20 protein-coding genes are annotated in these 18,770 nt (G+C 39.7%); 6 read left to right on the top strand and 14 right to left on the bottom strand.

The annotated features are described in order from the left end of the window. Positions 1–2: 2 nt before the first annotated feature. From FHX64_RS08760 to FHX64_RS08740, 5 genes are all read right to left on the bottom strand, one after another. Entirely contained in the window at positions 3–701 is a 699-nt protein-coding gene (locus tag FHX64_RS08760; protein WP_183413395.1) for an ABC transporter ATP-binding protein, read from the bottom strand. A 15-nt stretch (positions 702–716) separates the two neighbouring features. Further along, positions 717–2,171, bottom strand: coding sequence for a DUF5687 family protein (locus FHX64_RS08755; RefSeq protein WP_183413394.1), 1,455 nt, complete (start codon positions 2,169–2,171; stop codon positions 717–719). A gap of 106 nt (positions 2,172–2,277) precedes the next feature. Further along, positions 2,278–2,637: a hypothetical protein gene (locus FHX64_RS08750; protein WP_221202172.1), complete on the bottom strand. Its 360-nt coding sequence runs from the start codon at positions 2,635–2,637 to the stop codon at positions 2,278–2,280. A 1,284-nt stretch (positions 2,638–3,921) separates the two neighbouring features. Continuing rightward, complete coding sequence (locus tag FHX64_RS08745; protein ID WP_183413392.1) at positions 3,922–4,395, bottom strand: hypothetical protein; 474 nt, start codon at positions 4,393–4,395, stop codon at positions 3,922–3,924. Positions 4,396–4,822: 427 nt separating this feature from the next. Continuing rightward, positions 4,823–5,140, bottom strand: coding sequence for a hypothetical protein (locus FHX64_RS08740; RefSeq protein WP_183413391.1), 318 nt, complete (start codon positions 5,138–5,140; stop codon positions 4,823–4,825). A 241-nt stretch (positions 5,141–5,381) separates the two neighbouring features. Here FHX64_RS08740 and FHX64_RS08735 point away from each other — a divergent pair, with 241 nt between their 5' ends. The 4 genes from FHX64_RS08735 (at position 5,382) to dapF (ending at position 9,591) form a co-directional block, all read left to right on the top strand. Next, positions 5,382–6,152, top strand: coding sequence for a methyltransferase domain-containing protein (locus tag FHX64_RS08735; protein WP_183413390.1), 771 nt, complete (start codon positions 5,382–5,384; stop codon positions 6,150–6,152). A gap of 63 nt (positions 6,153–6,215) precedes the next feature. Beyond that, positions 6,216–6,950, top strand: a complete 735-nt coding sequence (locus FHX64_RS08730) for a lysophospholipid acyltransferase family protein (RefSeq protein WP_183413389.1) — start codon at positions 6,216–6,218, stop codon at positions 6,948–6,950. A gap of 145 nt (positions 6,951–7,095) precedes the next feature. Then, positions 7,096–8,571, top strand: coding sequence for a S41 family peptidase (locus FHX64_RS08725; RefSeq protein WP_183413388.1), 1,476 nt, complete (start codon positions 7,096–7,098; stop codon positions 8,569–8,571). Positions 8,572–8,712: 141 nt separating this feature from the next. Continuing rightward, positions 8,713–9,591 (top strand): diaminopimelate epimerase, encoded by an 879-nt coding sequence (dapF, locus tag FHX64_RS08720; RefSeq protein ID WP_183413387.1) that lies wholly within the window; start codon positions 8,713–8,715, stop codon positions 9,589–9,591. 94 nt (positions 9,592–9,685) lie between these two features. On the opposite strand, the gene FHX64_RS08715 is transcribed toward dapF, so the two are convergent. Then, positions 9,686–10,060 carry a hypothetical protein gene (locus FHX64_RS08715; RefSeq protein WP_183413386.1) on the bottom strand — a complete coding sequence of 125 codons (375 nt, stop codon included), beginning with the start codon at positions 10,058–10,060 and terminating at the stop codon, positions 9,686–9,688. Further along, complete coding sequence (locus FHX64_RS08710) at positions 10,057–10,602, bottom strand: RNA polymerase sigma factor (protein ID WP_183413385.1); 546 nt, start codon at positions 10,600–10,602, stop codon at positions 10,057–10,059. The genes FHX64_RS08715 and FHX64_RS08710 overlap by 4 nt, the downstream gene beginning before the upstream one ends. Before the next feature lie 259 nt (positions 10,603–10,861). Here FHX64_RS08710 and FHX64_RS08705 point away from each other — a divergent pair, with 259 nt between their 5' ends. Next, a complete protein-coding gene (locus FHX64_RS08705) occupies positions 10,862–11,314 on the top strand; it encodes a DUF6249 domain-containing protein (protein ID WP_183413384.1) in 453 nt (150 codons plus the stop codon). 658 nt (positions 11,315–11,972) lie between these two features. Here FHX64_RS08705 and FHX64_RS08700 read toward each other — a convergent pair. From FHX64_RS08700 to FHX64_RS08670, 7 genes are read right to left on the bottom strand one after another with little or no spacing between them, the layout of a single operon-like run. Further along, on the bottom strand, positions 11,973–13,025 hold the full coding sequence (locus FHX64_RS08700; RefSeq protein WP_183413383.1) for a 4Fe-4S dicluster domain-containing protein: 1,053 nt from the start codon (positions 13,023–13,025) through the stop codon (positions 11,973–11,975). Between the two features lie 3 nt (positions 13,026–13,028). Next, a complete protein-coding gene (locus tag FHX64_RS08695; protein WP_183413382.1) occupies positions 13,029–13,307 on the bottom strand; it encodes a hypothetical protein in 279 nt (92 codons plus the stop codon). A gap of 12 nt (positions 13,308–13,319) precedes the next feature. Beyond that, a complete protein-coding gene (locus tag FHX64_RS08690) occupies positions 13,320–15,260 on the bottom strand; it encodes a CoB--CoM heterodisulfide reductase iron-sulfur subunit A family protein (protein ID WP_183413381.1) in 1,941 nt (646 codons plus the stop codon). After that, the gene (locus FHX64_RS08685; protein WP_183413380.1) at positions 15,257–16,579 is read right to left on the bottom strand and encodes a CoB--CoM heterodisulfide reductase iron-sulfur subunit A family protein; all 1,323 of its coding nucleotides are present in this window, start codon (positions 16,577–16,579) and stop codon (positions 15,257–15,259) included. The genes FHX64_RS08690 and FHX64_RS08685 overlap by 4 nt, the downstream gene beginning before the upstream one ends. A 2-nt stretch (positions 16,580–16,581) precedes the next feature. Next, positions 16,582–16,974, bottom strand: a complete 393-nt coding sequence (locus tag FHX64_RS08680; RefSeq protein ID WP_183413379.1) for a hydrogenase iron-sulfur subunit — start codon at positions 16,972–16,974, stop codon at positions 16,582–16,584. Between the two features lie 7 nt (positions 16,975–16,981). After that, positions 16,982–17,230: a sulfurtransferase TusA family protein gene (locus FHX64_RS08675; RefSeq protein WP_183413378.1), complete on the bottom strand. Its 249-nt coding sequence runs from the start codon at positions 17,228–17,230 to the stop codon at positions 16,982–16,984. An 18-nt stretch (positions 17,231–17,248) separates the two neighbouring features. Continuing rightward, the gene (locus FHX64_RS08670; protein WP_183413377.1) at positions 17,249–17,797 is read right to left on the bottom strand and encodes a DsrE/DsrF/DrsH-like family protein; all 549 of its coding nucleotides are present in this window, start codon (positions 17,795–17,797) and stop codon (positions 17,249–17,251) included. Between the two features lie 224 nt (positions 17,798–18,021). Between FHX64_RS08670 and FHX64_RS08665 the strand changes: the two genes are divergently transcribed. Then, positions 18,022–18,702 (top strand): Crp/Fnr family transcriptional regulator, encoded by a 681-nt coding sequence (locus FHX64_RS08665; protein ID WP_183413376.1) that lies wholly within the window; start codon positions 18,022–18,024, stop codon positions 18,700–18,702. Positions 18,703–18,770 lie beyond the last annotated feature (68 nt).

Here is an 18,770-nt window from a genome sequence, read left to right as displayed (position 1 = left end):
AGTTATTTTTCAAAATACCGGAAAATAGCAGCTATATTCTCCGGGGTATTGTTCTTAACATCTTGAATGATATCTCCTCTTTCCATTAAAAGAATACGCGATGAGACATCGCTTACATAATTCAAATTATGGCTGGATAGTATGATCGTTGTCCCACATTGGGCATTCAACGATTGAAGCAAATGTTTCATCTCAATTTGCGAAGAAGGGTCGAGGAAATTAAAAGGCTCGTCCAGGATTAAGATTTCAGGATGTATCATCATAGCGGCTATAATCCCTATTTTCTGCCTGTTTCCTGATGAAAAATGACGGATATACTTCTTTTGGTTCAGTATCTCTCCACTTGCGAACTTCTCAAACATTGCCACCCGCTCTTTTATTTCATTGTTTTTCAATTTATACACTTTACCGATAAAGCCGAAGTATTCATCCGGTGTAAAGAAATCGATCAGGAAATTGCTGTCGATAAAAGAACCTGTATAGGTTTTCCACTCTTCATCTTTTGACACATCCTTCCCTTTCATCAGCACATTTCCTCTGTCGGCTTCCAGCAGATCAAGCATTAAACGGAACGTCGTGGTTTTCCCCGCTCCGTTATTACCAATCAGTCCTACTATTTCGCCTTTTTCGATTTTTAATTCCGGGATATTTACTGCCGTGTAAACACCGAATTTCTTTGTTAATTTGTTAATTTCTATCATACGGTTGTTGAGTGATTACGTATTTCTAAATCCATTTATATTCTGATATTTGCGGGCTAAAAAGCGGTTGTAGATATTCTTTAACCATAAAGGACTGGTTAATGTAAAGATCAGCCCTGTTATCAGCATGAAATAACAAGCCGCTCTTTCCGATACCAGCCAGTCTATTAGCAACACAATCCCAAAAGATAGCAAAGTAAATCCCATAGATAAAAAAGAATAGATATTTGAGTCGGAAATTTTTCGAAGTGACCCTAAGATATCAAACCGCTGTTTGTTATACACAGCATTTTGAAAAATAAAGAACAACAGAATTCCACATTCAAAGAAAAAAACAGACACCCAAAATAATATTGATATTTTATTGTAATACAATATGATAGATAATATCATACAAAAAGCAGCAAATAGAAGACAAATCACATACTTATTTATCAGGATAAGATAAGGTGTATTCTGGGGAGAGGTGATTAATCTATCAAAGAATGTCGATTCGGTGCTAAACGATAATTCACCCAAAGATGCCCCAACCATTATTAATGGTAAAATTGCAAAACATATTTTTCCTATGAAATGTGTATTATTAAGATTGTAGATAAATAAATAGTAGAATAGAAATAAGAGAGAAATTAAAACAGTTCGTTTTAATTGACTTCGCATCATTTCTTTTAAACAAAGTTTCATAATCTCTCCATTGACACCGAAACTGTCAATCCATTTAAAAGGAAGGGGAATGGCTTGTTTATTTTTACCCGTAAGTTGCGCATAGATTTCATGCTTGCTGCTTCTTAAAAAAGTAACATACAAGACCAATAACAGGAGGAGTATGCCTGCCAATACATACAGCTCATATTTTGAAAATACCAGGTCGATGTTTATTAATAATCCGGATTGAATGGAGATGTAGTAAGCGGCATATCCTAATCCTATAACCAATAAGGCTGGAATAAAACCATAAACAAAAGATCGTTGCACCATAACTATATTCGTGTAACGGATAAGGAAACTGATGGCTGCGCTTATCAGGAAAAAAGAAGATAGCAACAGGCATGTGCCCGATAAATGATGGACAGGATAAAATGTTTTAAACAAGAAAGGAGTCAGTATTACTACCCAAATAAAATTCCAGGCCGACAGCAATTCTTTAACAAACAGGAGAGAAAATATTTTCTTTTGTTTGATAGGCAATGTCACATAAGGCAATATATTAACGTGATTGCTGGCCTTGCTGAAATATTTGAGAATAATCTCCATGACAAACAAGTAGATAAAAAACCGGCTGAAAGTATCCATAGGACTGCTTCCCGGTCTTAATGTGACAAGTGTTTTGTCAAGAAAAAAACCGATAACAACAAGATTGGCGAATAAATAGCAAATGCCTATCAGTGATAAAATCTTTTTGATCAGCTTGGCCTCAAATAAGGGATGCCGCTTAATGGACAAAAAATAAATGCGGAATAGGGTTAGCATGTCCCGAAAATGGTTGTTTGATATAATTTATAAGCTTCTTCTTTATCAATAATTGGCTGTCTCAATTCAAAAACAGCTTCTTCTCCTTCATCGTCCATGGAATAGATTATTCAGCCTTTTGCTTCTTAAATGAAAAAACGATGATCCAGAATAAGATGACACATATACCAAATAAGCTTATTCCTATCCATTTGAAATAAGGAATGTTTGTTCTAAGTGCAACAGCAAGTATGCCGAACATGAGACATGGAACAATAAAACTTAATGCTACATCCCCTGTTTTGGTAAACGTATTACTGTTAATTGCCAGCCCATGTTTTTTCAGGAACAGTTGGCCAAGGATTACCAGAAAATAGGCATCTGATGGCGCTAAAAGTCCTGGGAAATGAGGATAAAATATAACAAGTGCCAGCACAATAACTGATGCCGTAATATTCGTCCAATAATATAAACTTACTTTTTTCATAGCCATATTTGAACTGTTTAATGTACAGAGAAACTACAGGTTAGCGTCTGTCTTGCTTTCCTCCCTTATTAAAATACCGAAGCATACTATATGAAAAAAGAGAAAGGAATAAATCGACAAACCAAATATCATACTCAGCAAAACCGACTTTAAAATGTTTTACGCATATCATAATACTACTTAGTATAAAAAGTATAATTCCATAAACTAGTAAGATTCTGAATATTAATATTTTGGTTGGCACTGTAATATGTCTCCTCCTAAAAAACAGAAAGACAAGGTACCCGATAGCAGAAGATGCCAATAATAAACAGGGTATCATGTTATTATGAAAGGTAAGAGGAGCCTTCAAAAACAACAATGCAATAATCCCAATAATCAGGAATGTATATTCTATTTTGTATTTCATTCGTGTCTTTTTTATACTAGGGATGTAGGGGAACTCGCAGAAAACGTCCTCTACTTGAGTGTAAGTTATTCTAGGACTCATTTCAGAGTTTGAGTTTAGTCCTATTATTGTAAATTAGGAGCATGATTATTGATAAGGCTGCAAAGCCATAGATGACTTTTTCTATAGCCTTATCAATAGATATAATATTGAATATGCTTAATAGTAAAACAATAAATACGATCAAACTTAATATTATCATTGCTACTCTAACTATTTTCATAATCTTCATTTCAAAACGGTTAATACTATTGTTGTTATTTAGTGGAATGCACAAGAAATATTCCTATCATAAAGATTGATCTCATCCTATATCATGGATATGCTTTTCAAAATTGGGATTCAGAGTTCCATAATAAAATCTGATCATTTTTCCGTGAGTTAAATATATAATTTAGAATTCAGCTAAAGGTACAAAATAAAATAATATACAATGCAAAATTCTTCTAATCATGAATTTTGCATTGTGTATTTTAAATATTATATATCATTGTATATTAGCATGCTATAAATAGTCGTCTTAGGGAGAACTTTACAGTAGCAAAAAAGAGGCTATTTTGATTAAAAAGTGGGTTGTTTTTTTGCGTAAAAAGAAGCACAAATTATTATTTTATTGATCATCCAGTAATGCTCTTTCATGACTATTTATTACCCCATTTGATACTATAACACGATAGTATTTTTTCATCCTTGTGTTTACAAAACATTGTTTTACTGATAGAGGGACGTTAGTCATGCGATCTTTATCTGTTATTATTTGTTGTCTTGACGGCAGGGCTAACGCTTTCTGATCTGGTATGGACGATTCTGTCTGCATGTCCCGCCAAATTCCCAATCTAAAAATTATTTATTTCTCCGTCCTCATCCTTTGCAGTCAACTCTGAGTCTGCCATATTATTGATTGTTTCTGCAACCTTTTGCTGCTTAAAATATAATCGTGTTTCTTTACTTATTGCCAAGATGAAAATTATAATAGATACCCATGGAGCATGTTGCCCTAATGTAACCACAAAATCAATTCCAAAAACGATCCAGAATCCAATTTTCTTTTTCTTTACCAAGAATATGTATTCTAAGAGTATGATCATCATGGAAATGCTATATTGACCTATGATATATGCAAAAGTATTTTCCGGATTATCTTTTATATTGACTCTTTCTAAAATTGGGTCGGCAAATCCGGTAAGAAATCCTTTCTCAGGATGCTTCATTAGTACAATATAGACAATAATCAGCATCACTATTATCATTATAAATCTAAATAGTAATAATCCTTTGATGTAATGGACAGTTGTTAGTTTCTTAGTCATAGCTTTACTGCTTTATAAGAGAGTGTTATATTATTAAGTTTTTCCAACCACGGGTGATTACAAATTATCGGCCAATAAAACCAAACTGTATATAAAGCGGGATATGTGTATTTCCCATTATTTATATGCCAGAGCTAACGCTCCTTATTGTTTCTGCACGACGATTGCATTACATAGTCATTGAAGCGTTCCATTTCACATTTTTCCCTTCGCAAATATATTGTTTTTTATTTACAAAACTGCTGATAATATTTAATAGCAGAGCGGGCATCTCCCATCTGGGAAGGTGCATTTTTTGTCATGCAAGTTAGTTGCACATTAAAGATCATCGAAATGCTATGGGAACAATCGATTTTTAGACCCTGTTCTTTGGATTATCTGGAGTAAATGATGCAAAATGCACTATATTAGATGAATAAGATGCATGCTATCTGGATTTGTTTGCAAATAAACTGTCTTCTTTTGCAAAAGAAATGGATTTAATGACAAAAAGATCGTCTTCTTTTGCAAATATATTCTCTTCTTTTGCAAACATATTCTCTTCTTTTGCAAACATATCGTCTTTGTTTGCAAATATATCGTCTTCTTTTGCAAACATATTGTCTTCTTTTGCAAAAAGATCGTCTTCTTTTATCAAAGAAACCGGTTTTTTTGGAAGAAAATGGAGTTTATTCAGTAAAAAATCGGATTTACGGAAGCAAAATGAACCTCTTTTGGCGCCTAAAATGCCATTTTTTACTCCCAAATCGGGTCTGTTTACTCAAAATTTCATTTTGATTCTTTATGAGTATTATATAAAATACACATTGCCATGTGTGTACATTCAATGCTATGCACTAATTAAAATGCGTTCTGTCAACCCTGTGTTTTTAGGGAATAGTGAATTTCATATGATTCTATTTTGTACCTTTATCTGTCCAATCCATTAGACTTATCAACCCAATAGGACAGACGACAAGAGTCGTAGAACCAATAACATAACGATTATGGCTGAATGGGATTCAACACAGTACTTAAAGTTCAACAACGAAAGGACACAGCCGTCTGTTGATTTGGCAAATCATATCATCAAGGAGAAGCCGTTGAAGATGATTGATATCGGTTGCGGGCCGGGCAATAGTACCAATGTGTTGGCACAACGTTTCCCGGATGCATATATCCTTGGCGTGGATAATTCCCCGAATATGATCGAAGCGGCAAAAAAGAACTATCCGAATCTTCATTTCATGTTGTGCGACGCCAGCAAAGAGTTAGGTAGCCTGGAGAGGGACTTTGATGTGGTGTTTTCCAATGCGTGCATACAATGGATTCCCAATCATAAAGTGTTATTGAGCAACATGCTGGGGTTGCTGAAAGATAATGGCGTGCTTGCCATACAAACTCCCATGAATGATGAAGAGCCAATCCATCAGATCATAGGCGAAGTGGCCACAAGCGACAAATGGCGTCACCATTTCCCTAACCCGCGGATATTCTACAACCTGAAGCAGGGTGAATATTATGACCTCTTATCGGATATAGCTTCTGATTTTTCCATGTGGCAAACTACATACTTTCATAAGATGAAATCGCACCATGATATTATGGAATGGTACCGTGGAACCGGATTGCGTCCTTACCTTGATGTGCTGGACGAAGCCGATAGGGTGGCATTTGAAAAGGAGATTTATGATAAGCTTGTCATAGCTTACCCGAAACAGAGAAACGGGGATATTATTTTTCGCTTCCCACGCTTCTTTTTCATTGCCATCAAGTGATTTCTGCACTGAAGCAATTTTGCCATTCCAACGAAAGGAAACTACCAAACAAACAATTTATATATGCAACGAATCATTTCCATCCCGCTTTCATTGATTGCCTACCTTCTCTTCTTTTTCTTTATTTGCCTGTTTCATCCCATCCAGTACCTTTGCCTTCATCTGTTTGGATATGAAGCACACAAACGGAGCGTTGATTTGCTGAATTTCTGCCTGTTGCAAATCCTGTGGGTAACATTTACAACAGCCAAAGCAGAGTTCAAAGCTCAGTTGCCCGAAGGAAAACCCCTTATCTTTGTGGCCAATCACCAGGGATTGTATGATATCATCGGCATAGGTTGGTTTATGCGCAAATACCATCCGAAGTATGTGAGTAAAGTAGAGTTGGGAAAAGGAATCCCCAGTGTTTCGTACAACCTGAATCATGGCGGATCGGTGCTTATCGACCGGAAAGATCCGAAACAGGCTTTGCCGGCTTTGAAGAAAATGGCCGAATACATTCAGGCAAACAATCGTTCGACGGTAATCTATCCCGAAGGCACACGTTCCCGCGATGGAAAGCCAGGCACCTTTGCAGCAAACGGATTGAAGATCTTGTGTAAATATGCTCCGGATGCATGGGTGGTTCCTGTCACCATCAACAATTCATGGAAAGTGTTTCGGTATGGCGGCTTTTTGTTAGGCCTTGGCAACCGGCTCAAATTTACCGTTCATCCGCCCCTTGCAGTAAAGGAATATGATTTCAATACCCTTTTTGAAAAAACCAGGGATGCCATCGTGAGTGAAATTGAACACTGATGAAGGATGGGAATCTTTATTTATGAGAGGCGCGATTTAAAGTTGCACTATTGCTTATGACAGACAGGGTAAACATAAAATTACAATAGTGGAACATAGTATGAAAATAGATCTATTATAAGCAGGATTTTCTAAACATCGCATTATGAAACAAACAAATCAGCAAAACCGGATGATAAAACGGTACTGCATATTATGCGTCATTTTTGTATGTATGTGGAATATTCCCTCTTATGGGCAAATGCTCACCAAAGCACAAATGCTCGCAGATCTTAACTTTCTTCAGGGGCATGTGAATGAGTATTGCTATTTTGTTCCATTATTGGAACAGCGTACAGGGGTTTCTGTTAATGCAGAATTCGATCAATTGAAGCAGACTATCACAGGACCAGAACCGATAGATAAGTTTATTTACACAGTCCGTACAGGATTGAACTTTCTTAATGACTGGCATACCGGCATAGCAAACAAATGGCAAATCTTAATGTGCTGTACTCCGAATTACTATCTCAGTCCATTAAGTAATGCGACAGTGGCTGATACCTTACATGCAACATACTATCAGCGTTTGATAACAGACAGTATCTATGGAAAGGTAAAATGCGGCATCTGGATAAAATACCTCAATGGTAAATATTACAATATACGATCATTTACATATAAAGGCATTCCCGTACAATCAGGAGAAAAAATTAGTGCTATTGATGGAATACCCATCAACCGTTTTATCAATAAATACCGTAATCAGATGCTTTTCCCATTATGGGATCCTGTTCATAAACAATGGTATGAAGAATCGTTTATATACGCATTACCGGAAATGGGGATGCAAAAGTTTTCACTCACCATCGGGAATAAAAAAATAAACATTGACTGTGCTAAACCTATGGATAACCTGCAGAAAATACATGCACAATCTCATGGCCCTAAAATGTTATTGATAAACAATGATATTCTTTACATTGATATGCCATCGATGTTCAATGCCAATTGGTATATCAATGAATTTCTCCATATATACATATCAAGTATAAAGAAGATTATAATTGATATACGTAACAATGGAGGAGGATCAGATGGAGTATGGCAGGATTTGCTGAAAAAGATCATTGACAAACCCCTGAAATACCGCTATTGTGTAGGTATGAAACATAATGCAATCCTGGAAAAGGCAGTCAGTTCATTTGGCACAATCAAAGTAGAAGGAAGCAATGCCATACTTACGCAAGACGTAACGCTACGACCCGATAGCAATAGCGTACATTTCAATGGGAAAATATATGTGCTGCAAAATCAACATGTCTATTCTGCAGCCGCTGCACTATCCTCTGTAGCGCTACAAGAACGTAATATGGTATTAGTAGGAGAACCAATACCTGTTATTGCCGGATACACACTTCCTCCTATCCTGTTTAAATTACCCAATTCCGGTATTGCTTTTGAGCTGGCCTTTTCTGCTGATCTGAGCGGAGGTAAAAAGAATCCATATATGGATAAAGTAGAAGTTCCCGTCAATCTGAGTCTCAAAGAGTATCTTGATATGATTTTCCATAACGATTATCATAGTGATGACTTCCTCCGAAATAAGGATAAGTTGATACAATATGTAAAAGAGCATTAGATATCATTTATCACTATTTTCTCCGAGGACAGAAAGCAAAGATAACCCATTTGGAAATAAAGATACAGAACTTGATCGATTAAAACTGATCGGACGCCCCGGAGTCATCTGATCAGTAAAAATAAAAAACTACACCTACAGATGAAAGATAATTTTTTTGTAAAATCACATGGGCTTGGGAATGAATATCTTGTTTTAGACAGTGATGCAATAACATTCGAGCTGTCGGCTCAGGCTATCCGGAGGCTTTGTAACACCAATTACGGATTGGGCACAGACGGCATCCTGTTAAAAACAAACTCAACCAAAGCAGATGTAGGATTGCTGATTTTCAATCCGGACGGTTCCGAAGCAGAGAAGAGTGGCAATGGTATCCGGATCTTTTGCAAATATGTATTTGATTACAAGATTATTCAAACCCCCGAATTCACGGTAGAGACAAAAGGCGGCATTGTTCACGCCAACATATTGGAAACCCATCAGGGAAAAGCCAAAGTAATCCGTATTGACATTGGAAAAGCCATTTTTCAATCAAAGCTGATCCCCACGCTATACGATACCGAAGAAGTGCAAGATGTAAAAGCCCGGATTCATGGAAAAGAATTTGAAATAAATTGTGTCTCGGTGGGTAATCCCCATTGTGTTATTCTGAAGGAGACACTGGACGCTGCGGAAATAAAAGAGTTCGGAACATATATTGAACATTTTCATATGTTTCCCAATCGCATCAATACACAATTCGTTAAGATCATCAACCGGGAAAGGGCTGAAATATTGATTTGGGAAAGAGGAGCAGGATTTACACTGGCTTCGGGAACATCTTCATGTGCGGTAGCCAGCGTACTGAAAAAGAAAGGACTGATTGATTCGAAAGTCACCGTGCAAATGATCGGAGGAGAACTGACCGTAGAAGTTGATGATGACTTCAATATCCGTTTAACCGGAGAAGTGAGACAGATCTGTGAAGGCATCCTTAATCCGGAACTGTTAGAAGATATACATCTGCCTATCCCAAAATGATGTAGAGGCGGGCATGCAATGATTTGAAAATCTGAAGTTCCGAAGCGAAGGAAGCCGGGGGCAATTTACCATGAAAAAACGCTTCGCCATCCCATTATTCAGCAGATGATTTGCTGTGCCGTTTTTGGCGTAACTTTCTGAAGTAAGCATCCATGCCCAACAAAAGGAGGATCAGGAGTGCTATATAGCTACAGGCCACAAAGAGGGATTTTGCCTCGGATGATACGACAAGATCGGGCATGCTGACATGCATGCTGAACGAAAGGTAATATTTCAGAACATAAACCGTTGCTGCAATCATTGCGGCTGAGATAAAAGAGATCGCGCCCAAACCCATTACAAAAGCACGCTTCTTCCTCTTTTCAGCCTCCATCGTGATCCGGCGCATCATCCGCTGCTCAAATCCATAAGGCAGGTTTGTTGTTTGCCTGTTATGCAATGCGTTTTTAAACGCTTTATTCGAACTCATACATCGTTACTTTTAATCCATCCATACAATTTCTTCCGCACGCGAAACAGTTTTACTTTGGTATTATCCACGCTCAAACCAAGAATAGAGGCTACGTCGCCAACCGATTTCTCATCCAGGTAATACAGCGTGATCAATGCCTTTTCTTCCGGATTCAGATAGTCAATGGCCTTTTCCAGCTTTTGCAGCATCTCTTCGTCATCATTTTCAAAAAAGGCATCCACCGTTTCATCGGGAATATTCCCAAGCATTGCTTCATCTAAAGCGGGAAACACCATTCTCTTTTTCCGTGTTGCCGAAATGGCCGTGTTGTAAGCAATGCGGTACAACCATGTTGAAAAGCTGCAATCGTATTTAAAAGTATCCAGCTTTCTGAAAGCTTTCATAAAGGTATCCTGCGTCAACTCTTCGGCATCCTCATGATTGGAAACCAACTGGATAATCAACGAATAAACAGGCCGGCTATAACGATCGAGGAAGTAGGAAAACAACCGGGTCTCCCCATCGATCATACGTCGTATGTAGTCTGTTTCATCGATCATGCATGCGTTGATAACTTGTTTTTTAAGACCAGATGGAATTCATACTCCCTCTTTACGCATGTGTTGAGTAGCCAAACATGTTCATTCTATCCCGGGATTCCATAACGTAAAGTTAGACGCCATTCTCCGGATTTGGTTACACTCTGAAACTATTCTGCCTGCAAAAAAATATTTTTCATGGCTATTCTGTAACCATTCTCAGGTTACTGCGTCAAACTATGCAAAGAAACAAAATTATTCACCTCAAAAAACAACACTTATGATGGATTTTATTACCATCCCTCTGGTTGTCGGCATGATAACACTGGGAATTTACAAATTATTTGAACTTTTCGTACGGAAAAGAGAACGTCTGATCATGATTGAGAAGATGAGCGATAAACTCAATCCCCCAATGCTTGAAGAACAGACTATGTTTGCACCCAAATTTTTCAACAACATCTCTTTCGGATCATTGAAGATAGGATGCCTGCTCATCGGTGTAGGATTAGGATTGCTGATCGGCTTCTTTATCACCATGTATGCCTTCGGCAGTTACAATTTGCTCTCCGTCAGCTTTATGCCGGGAGACATGGATTGGAACCGCATCAATCAGGTAAAAGAAATGTCAGGCATCGTGTATGGAGCATCCGTATTCATTTTCGGAGGGCTTGGCCTGTTGACTGCCTTCCTCCTGGAAATGAGATACACGGCTAAAAACAAAAAAAATTAAAAGGATCCGGCATCATTACCTGATCCGGTTTGTCAGCAATGAAATTAGAAAAAAGCTATCCATTCCTGTTAAGCTGTAATGCGTTCAAATTAAAAATGATATGATTGCATTAGTAAAAACCTTATTTTGGAAGGAACTAAACCTTAGTAGAAAAATATCACATTAAGGACAGACAAACCTTATTCCCTTATTGATATAATATCTAGAGCCTATAAATATATCTTGAATTAAAAGGCACATCATCGTAGGCATACTTTGAATACTAGAAATAAGGGAATAAGGTCAATTGTTGTGTGGGCTTATTTTCTACTAAGGGGAACCCATACAATAAGGTTCAGGCATAAGTTTGTCAGCAATGAAATTAGAAAAAAGCTATCCATTCCTGTTAAGCTGTAATGCGTTCAAATTAAAAATGATGTGATTGCATTAGTAAAAACCTTATTTTGGAAGGAACTAAACCTTAGTAGAAAAATATCACATTAAGGACAGACAAACCTTATTCCCTTATTGATGATCTGGAGCCTGCAAATATATCTTGAATCAAAGGCACATCATCGTAGGCATACATTATAATGGAGCTCTCCTTTTATAATAAAAAACGCCTCTATGACTTTCTACAGATCATGGAGGCGTTTTGCATATAAAGAGTATGATGCTTCTACTTGGCCAATTCTTCAATTTTAGCGAAATACATGCCAAAAGAGCGGTACAGGAAGTGTGTCCATTTCCCGAAAGGAACAATGATCAATGCCCATTGTCCGAGAATCATCAGGTGGAACAGGTAAATCCAGCTATTGGTTTCGATAAGGTTCAGGTCGATAAACAGGCGAACAACGAAAGCAGTGACTCCCATAAAGAAGAGCCAGATCACAAAGAACCAGTCGGAAGGTTGTGAACGTTTGTTCATCTCTTTATTTTTCTTGATACGGCTCAGCACGAAATCAAATGTCACCACAAAGATGACAATACTTTCCACGTAGCCCAGAATGTTGATAAACAAATTGTTGGTTTCAAACCAATTCAGGAAAACCGTGGTGAAAAGCAAGCTTAGATAACCCAGTACCAGGACAAAGTGTTCAAGCCAGCGGAATTTGTTGTCTTCGCAATCCAATGAACGCTTTTGCGTAAACATATGTACGAACAAATCGGAGATCGCTGTATAGTATGCTTTGAGAGGCGCCTTGATCTTCCGTTTGAGAATGGTGAAATACCACATCCGGATAATATTCGGCAACAAAATAACAGTAAATACGCCTAAAATAGAAAACATCTCGAAATAATGGCCATAATGCATGATGCGGTCGATATGGAAATGCAAACGGGCGGCAAATCCAATCTCAGCAGCAAGGATCAAAATAAAACCAAGTACGGTAAGCGGCCATGATTTATAGAATAGTCCCGATAAGCCTGTCCAGTCATACTTTGCAGTCAACCAACGGCGCAGTGACATCATCAGTTCGCCGGGAGCAGCTTCCTGCGGGCAGTTTGTGGTACATTGTCCACAATAGTAACAAAGCCAGGGTTTCAGTGACGATTTCAGATCGTCTTCAAGCCCTAACACACTGTATCGAACCATTTCGCGGGGAAATGAGTTATCCTCAGAAGAGAGGGAACAGACGGAGGTACATGTTCCACAATTATAGCAAGCATCCAGATCAGAGGCTCCGTATTTTTTGAGTTCTTTCGTCAGTTCCGGTTGTATCAATGCCATGACTTATTTCTTTTTCAATTCATAAAAATAATACTCATCCATATCGTCTAAGCTCTCTACGACAATGTCGCCAAACTTGAATAACACCATCATAAAATAGGTAGTGTCAGGCAAAGACAGCTTTGTTTCGGCGGCTACCTGGGGAATGGTCTTCGGGCCTTCCTTCAACACTTCCATGATTGCCTTGCGGTTTCTGCTATAGATCTTCCGCTCTTCCAGCACCTCGGCAGAGACTTTTCGCTCCTGCTTAATGATATCTATTGTTCTTTCTTTCTTTTCCATTGCATCATCGTTTTATAATTCTGCTAATGCATCAATCATCGCTCCAATCTGTGCGTTGGTATAGCCGGCCAAATCAATGGCATCAGTCGGGCACACAGGAGTACACATGCCACACCCTTTACAGTTAGACTCATTAACCTTGGCCACCAACTTCCCGTCATTATCCACCTGGACAATAGCATCAAAAGGACATGCTTCGGCACATTTGCCACACCATGTACAAGCGCCGGGATTCACCATAGCCAACGTAGGCTCGAGCGCCATTTCACCTTTGGTAAGTACCGAGTTTACTTTTGCAGCAGCAGCCATTGACGAATTCAATGTCTCAAGAATGTTTTTCGGTGCCTGGCAGGTTCCTGCAATCATCACTCCATCAATCACCGTTTCCACCGGTTTCAGTTTCATGTGAATCTCGTTGAAGAAATGATCACGCCCTTCAGGAATCTTCAGCAAATGGCCAAGCTCCTCATTTTCGCGCGGAACCATTGCCGTTACCAATACAACCAGGTCAGCGTCTGTTTCAATTATCTTTCCGGCAGTAAGAATATCCTTGACTTTTACATACGTCTTGTTATTCCTCCGTTCAACCTGAGGAATACTATCAAGCGTAAACTGCAGGAAGACATCGCCCTGACGCGAAGCCTGACCATAAATCAGTTCGGCTTTCCCATAAGTACGAATGCCACGGTTGAAATGATAATTGAGAACATCCTTATATTTATTCTTCACCGTCACACCCGTGTGTGTTGCTGAGGTACAGCAATAACGCGAGCAATATTTATTGTTTCCTTCATCATCATCCTGACGGCTTCCGACACAATAGATATAGGCAATTTTCTTTACCTTCTTTCCTTTGAACACCAATTCTTTATCGTTCAACTCAATCAAACGTTTGAATTGGGGCAACGTAATGACATTCTCGATTTCACCATAGCCATATTCTCCTTTAGGAGGTTCATAAGGATCGAAACCGGTATTGGCAACAAATCCACCGATGTGCAATGTCAGCACTTCTTCTGCTGTCGAGGCAGGTTGAAATGCCGGATTGATTTTTGAACATGCGCCGCATTGGTTACAAAGTGCTTCGTCAATAGCAGGCTGTTGCGGGAATTGTCCCTTTTGTGGAATAAAGATTGCCTTGCGTTGGGTAAGTCCAAAATTAAACTCGTCGGCTGTTGATACCGGACATGCTTTGACAGCGCTTTCTATTTCGCTGGTAGTAGCATTGCCCTGAAAACCACGGGGACGAATCCTGATTTTAATATCAAAATTGCCCACACTGCCGCTTTTCTCGATCAACTCGGCTCCGGTAAACAATTTGATGTTGCTTCTTTTTTGGATTTCGGCAAACAAACCGGCTGTTAAAACATCTCCCTTGTCGTTGTTGGGAGCAACTGTTCCCCATTGAGCCGTACGTCCGCCTACAAAGAATGATTTCTCAATCAGATAGACTTCGGTTCCCATATCTGCTAATCCCAAAGCTGTACGCATTCCCCCGATACCCGCACCAATAACAGCTACAGCATTGGTAGTAGGAATCTTCATGGAGGTCAACGCTTCAGATTCTTTTGCTCTGGCGATGCCGGCTTTGACCAATTGAATGGCTTTCTCGGTAGCGCCTGCGGGATTGTCGGAGTGTGCCCATGAATTTTGTTCACGGATATTTACCTGAACATAATTATACGGGTTCAATCCTGCACGGCTTGCAACCCCACGGAACGTATTCAGGTGGAGTTTTGGCGAGCATGATGCAACCACCATGGCATCCAACCCTTGCGCCTTGATATCGTCTTCCATCATCTTCTGGGAAGAGTCGGCACAGGCAAACAGCGTGTTTTTGACTAAAAACACATCTGCTTCGTCCTTAACGGCTGCTTTGACCTTTTCAATATCTACATAATCGGATATGTTGCCTCCGCAATGGCACACATAAACACCTATCTTTTTCTTCATGACAATCTGGTTAAATAGCTTGATGTTTCAGTAGCTGCGGCGCCTGCCGACATAATCGTATCGGGAATATCCATCGGCCCCGTTGCCGTTCCGGCGACAAATACGCCTTCGATGGAGGTCTGTGCGGGACTTTGAAGCATGTTCGGCTGTTGAACGTAATTGATGGCGTCCAACTCAAGCTTCTCATCTTTGAACGCTTTGACAATAGCCGGATTAGCCAGTAAACCTACCGACAAAACGACCAGGTCGTGTTCTCTTTCAGTGACTTTTCCCGTTGCAATATCTTCGAAACGGAGAATCAGGTTCCCGTTTTCTTTTTCAGTAATCTTTCCTATTTTTCCTTTTACATAGTTAGCCCCCATGTCTTTGGCTTGCAGGTAAAACTCGTTGTAGCCTTTGCCGAAAGCACGGATATTGATGTAATAAAGGGAGATGTCGGCCATAGGCAATGCCCCCATCAGCAATTGTGCCTGCTTGGTGGAGTACATGCAACAAACCTGGGAGCATATCGGATTGCCAACCGTGTGGTCACGTGACCCGGTACAGAAAACATAAGCAATCTTGTCAGGGATTTTTCCGTCTGACGGACGCAATACGTTATTGAAAGGCCGGGTAGGAGCTAACTCACGTTCCATTTGCATGGATGTGATCACGTTTTTATAGCGTCCGTATCCATACCGTTCGATGGAGATCGGATCAAAAAGTTTGAATCCTGTGGCTACAATGATGGATTTAGCGGTGATTTGCAGTTGTTGTTCCTTTTGGGTAAAATCGATACATCCTGACGGGCAGGCTTTCTCGCAAGCACCGCAAAGCATACAGTTGTCAATATCAATCAAAGCAATACGCGGATTGGCAATATTAAAGGGGATATAAACAGCTTTACGGGCTGTCAGATTGAACTGAAACTGATCTTTGGTGATGACCGGACAAACTGCTTCACACTCCTGGCAACCGGTACAATCTTTTTCAACAACATAGCGTGGTTTCTTTTTCAATTGAACCGAAAAATGACGATCGCCATTGCGATGAATCGTCTCTACCTCAGTCAGGGTATGGATGGTGATGTTCGGGTGTCTGGCTGTTTCCGATACTTTCGGAGTAGTGATACAAGCAGCGCAATCCAGTGTGGGGAATACTTTGCTCAACAGGATCATTTTCCCGCCGATTGAAGGTTCTTTTTCCACTAAAAGAACTTTATATCCCATGTCGCCAAGTTTAAGCGCCGATTCAGCCCCTGCAATCCCGGCCCCAATCACCATGACGTCAAAGCGTGTCTCGTCCAGGCAGGTTGCGGCAGCATTCTGATTATCTGTCATAATTAATTATCTTTATTGGCAAGTTCTTTCATGAAATTTTTAATGTGTGCAACGAAAGGATCGGCACACACCGAGCATAGAGCCGCCATTTTCAATTGCGATGGCTTCAGCCCTTTTTCCTTCATCATTTGATGTGTTACCGCAATGATAGCGGATGTCTTATCCACACATGACTCCCCATAAGGGCAATCTGTACCGTCGGCGGCGATAAACACGCCGTCAAATCCTTTTTCATAAGCCTGCATGATCCATCTCGGTTTGATGCCGCTCGAGCAGGGAACACTTATGGTATAAACGGTATTGGGATAGTGTTTTTTTAATAATCCCGCGAGGTCTATCGCGGGATCAGAGATTTTTTCGGTCGAGAAAACCAAAATCTTTGGTTTAGTGCTCATACGTACGTTACTTTTTTAAGAATAAGCGGAACATGCCATCTTCGTCAATCGAACCCAGATATTCGAAGCTTTGTTTCTTAGCCCACTTTGGAATATCGCTCTTGGTTCCTTCGTCAGCCGAAAGGATTTCCATAACTTGTCCGGCCTGAATATCACCAATGGCTTTTTTTGCTGCCAAAAGCGGACCCGGGCAGGCTGTCCCACGTGCATCAACTACTTTGTCACTCTTCAGTGCTTTTAATTCTTCTACTGTCATAGCTTTATCTCCTTGTTTTTAAATGAATAACTGTATTTTGCTTTCTTGTGCATCCGAAAGATAGGTGCCAACTCCCACGTAGGATAAATAAGGATAGTCGATCATTTCATCTTTTTTGAATCCCATCAGATCCATACTCATTTGGCAAATGGCAATTTCAACGCCCAGCTCTCCGGCTGTTTCTATCAATGACTCCAGCGAGGCAACATTTTTCTTTTTCATCACCGATTTCAGCATGTTGGTTCCCATGCCACACATGTTCAGTTTTGAAAGTTTTGTCTGTGTGCTTCCTTTAGGCAGCATGCATCCAAGCATGGATGACATGAAATCTTTCTTGCCTCCTTTTTTGTTTTTTGCACGTAATACTGGTGTAGCCCAGAAGGTAAAAAACATTTTTACTTCCATATCCATTGCGCGGGCTCCGGTAGCAATGATAAATGCAGCAAGAACTTTATCCAAATCGCCGGAAAAGACAATCATCGAGAGCTGATCTTTCGGTTGTCCTTCCTGTAGCGCTTTTAATTGTGCCTCAAGTTGTTTAACTTGCGCTTCTAAATCGTTTGCCATAATAAATGTGTTTATAGATTGATATTTAAGCTATTAATAAAGATAACCAGAGCAACTCCGGGTATGGGTTATGCATAAATTATCCTAACCTTTTTCGACAACAAAAGTATGCTGAAATAATTATTTAATTAATGGAATAAATGTGAGATTTTATAACGATATTTGTGATATGTATCACATTATACCTATGATCCATTTTGACTATTCGAAACCAAGAATCTGCAATGCAAAAAACAGCGTGTCAACAATGTGTTTTACAATCAGACTCCTCCGTTAAGCTGATAAAAAATCAACTGGACGAGTTAACGGATCATTGTTCTCAGGTGGAGTTCAAACCGGGTGAGATCATTTTTAAAGAAAATGCAATCTCTACCAATGTGGTTTATCTACGACGCGGTTTAGTGAAGATTCATACCGATAATTTCTCAAAAGACCGTATTCTGAGACTCACAAAGGCTCCCTCCTATTTATGCCTGCCGGGAGTTTTGGGAAATTCAATCAACCGGTTTTCGGCTACAGCCATCGAACCGACAGTTGCATGCTTCATTGACATCCATGTTTTCAAAAAATTCATTCTGGAAAACGGCGACTTCGCCTACAAGATTATTCTGGAGCTAAGTCAAAACGAGATTAAGAGCTTTCAGGTGTCGCTGAATCTGGCCCAAAAACAAGCCAACGGCAGGGTTGCCGACGCCCTTCTCTATTTCTCCCATGAGATTTACAACGCTCAGACATTTGTCCTTCCATTCTCCCGTCAGGAATTAGGCGACTGGATGGGGATTTCACGCGAAAGCGTCAGCCGCATTTTAGGCGAATTCCATTCAGCGCATATTATCGATCAAAGCGGAAAAGAAATCACCATCCTGAACGAAGAACTTCTGCAGCAAATCAGCCAGAAAGGCTAACGACCGGAAATAAAAAGGGAGAAGACAACGAATCATCTCCTCCCTCGGCTCATATCTATAAACACAAC

The organism is Microbacter margulisiae (assembly GCF_014192515.1).
Classification (GTDB): Bacteria; Bacteroidota; Bacteroidia; order Bacteroidales; family Paludibacteraceae; genus Microbacter; species Microbacter margulisiae.
The sequence above is the reverse complement of the archived record's forward strand: the minus strand, read 5'-3'. Positions and strand labels throughout refer to the sequence as shown.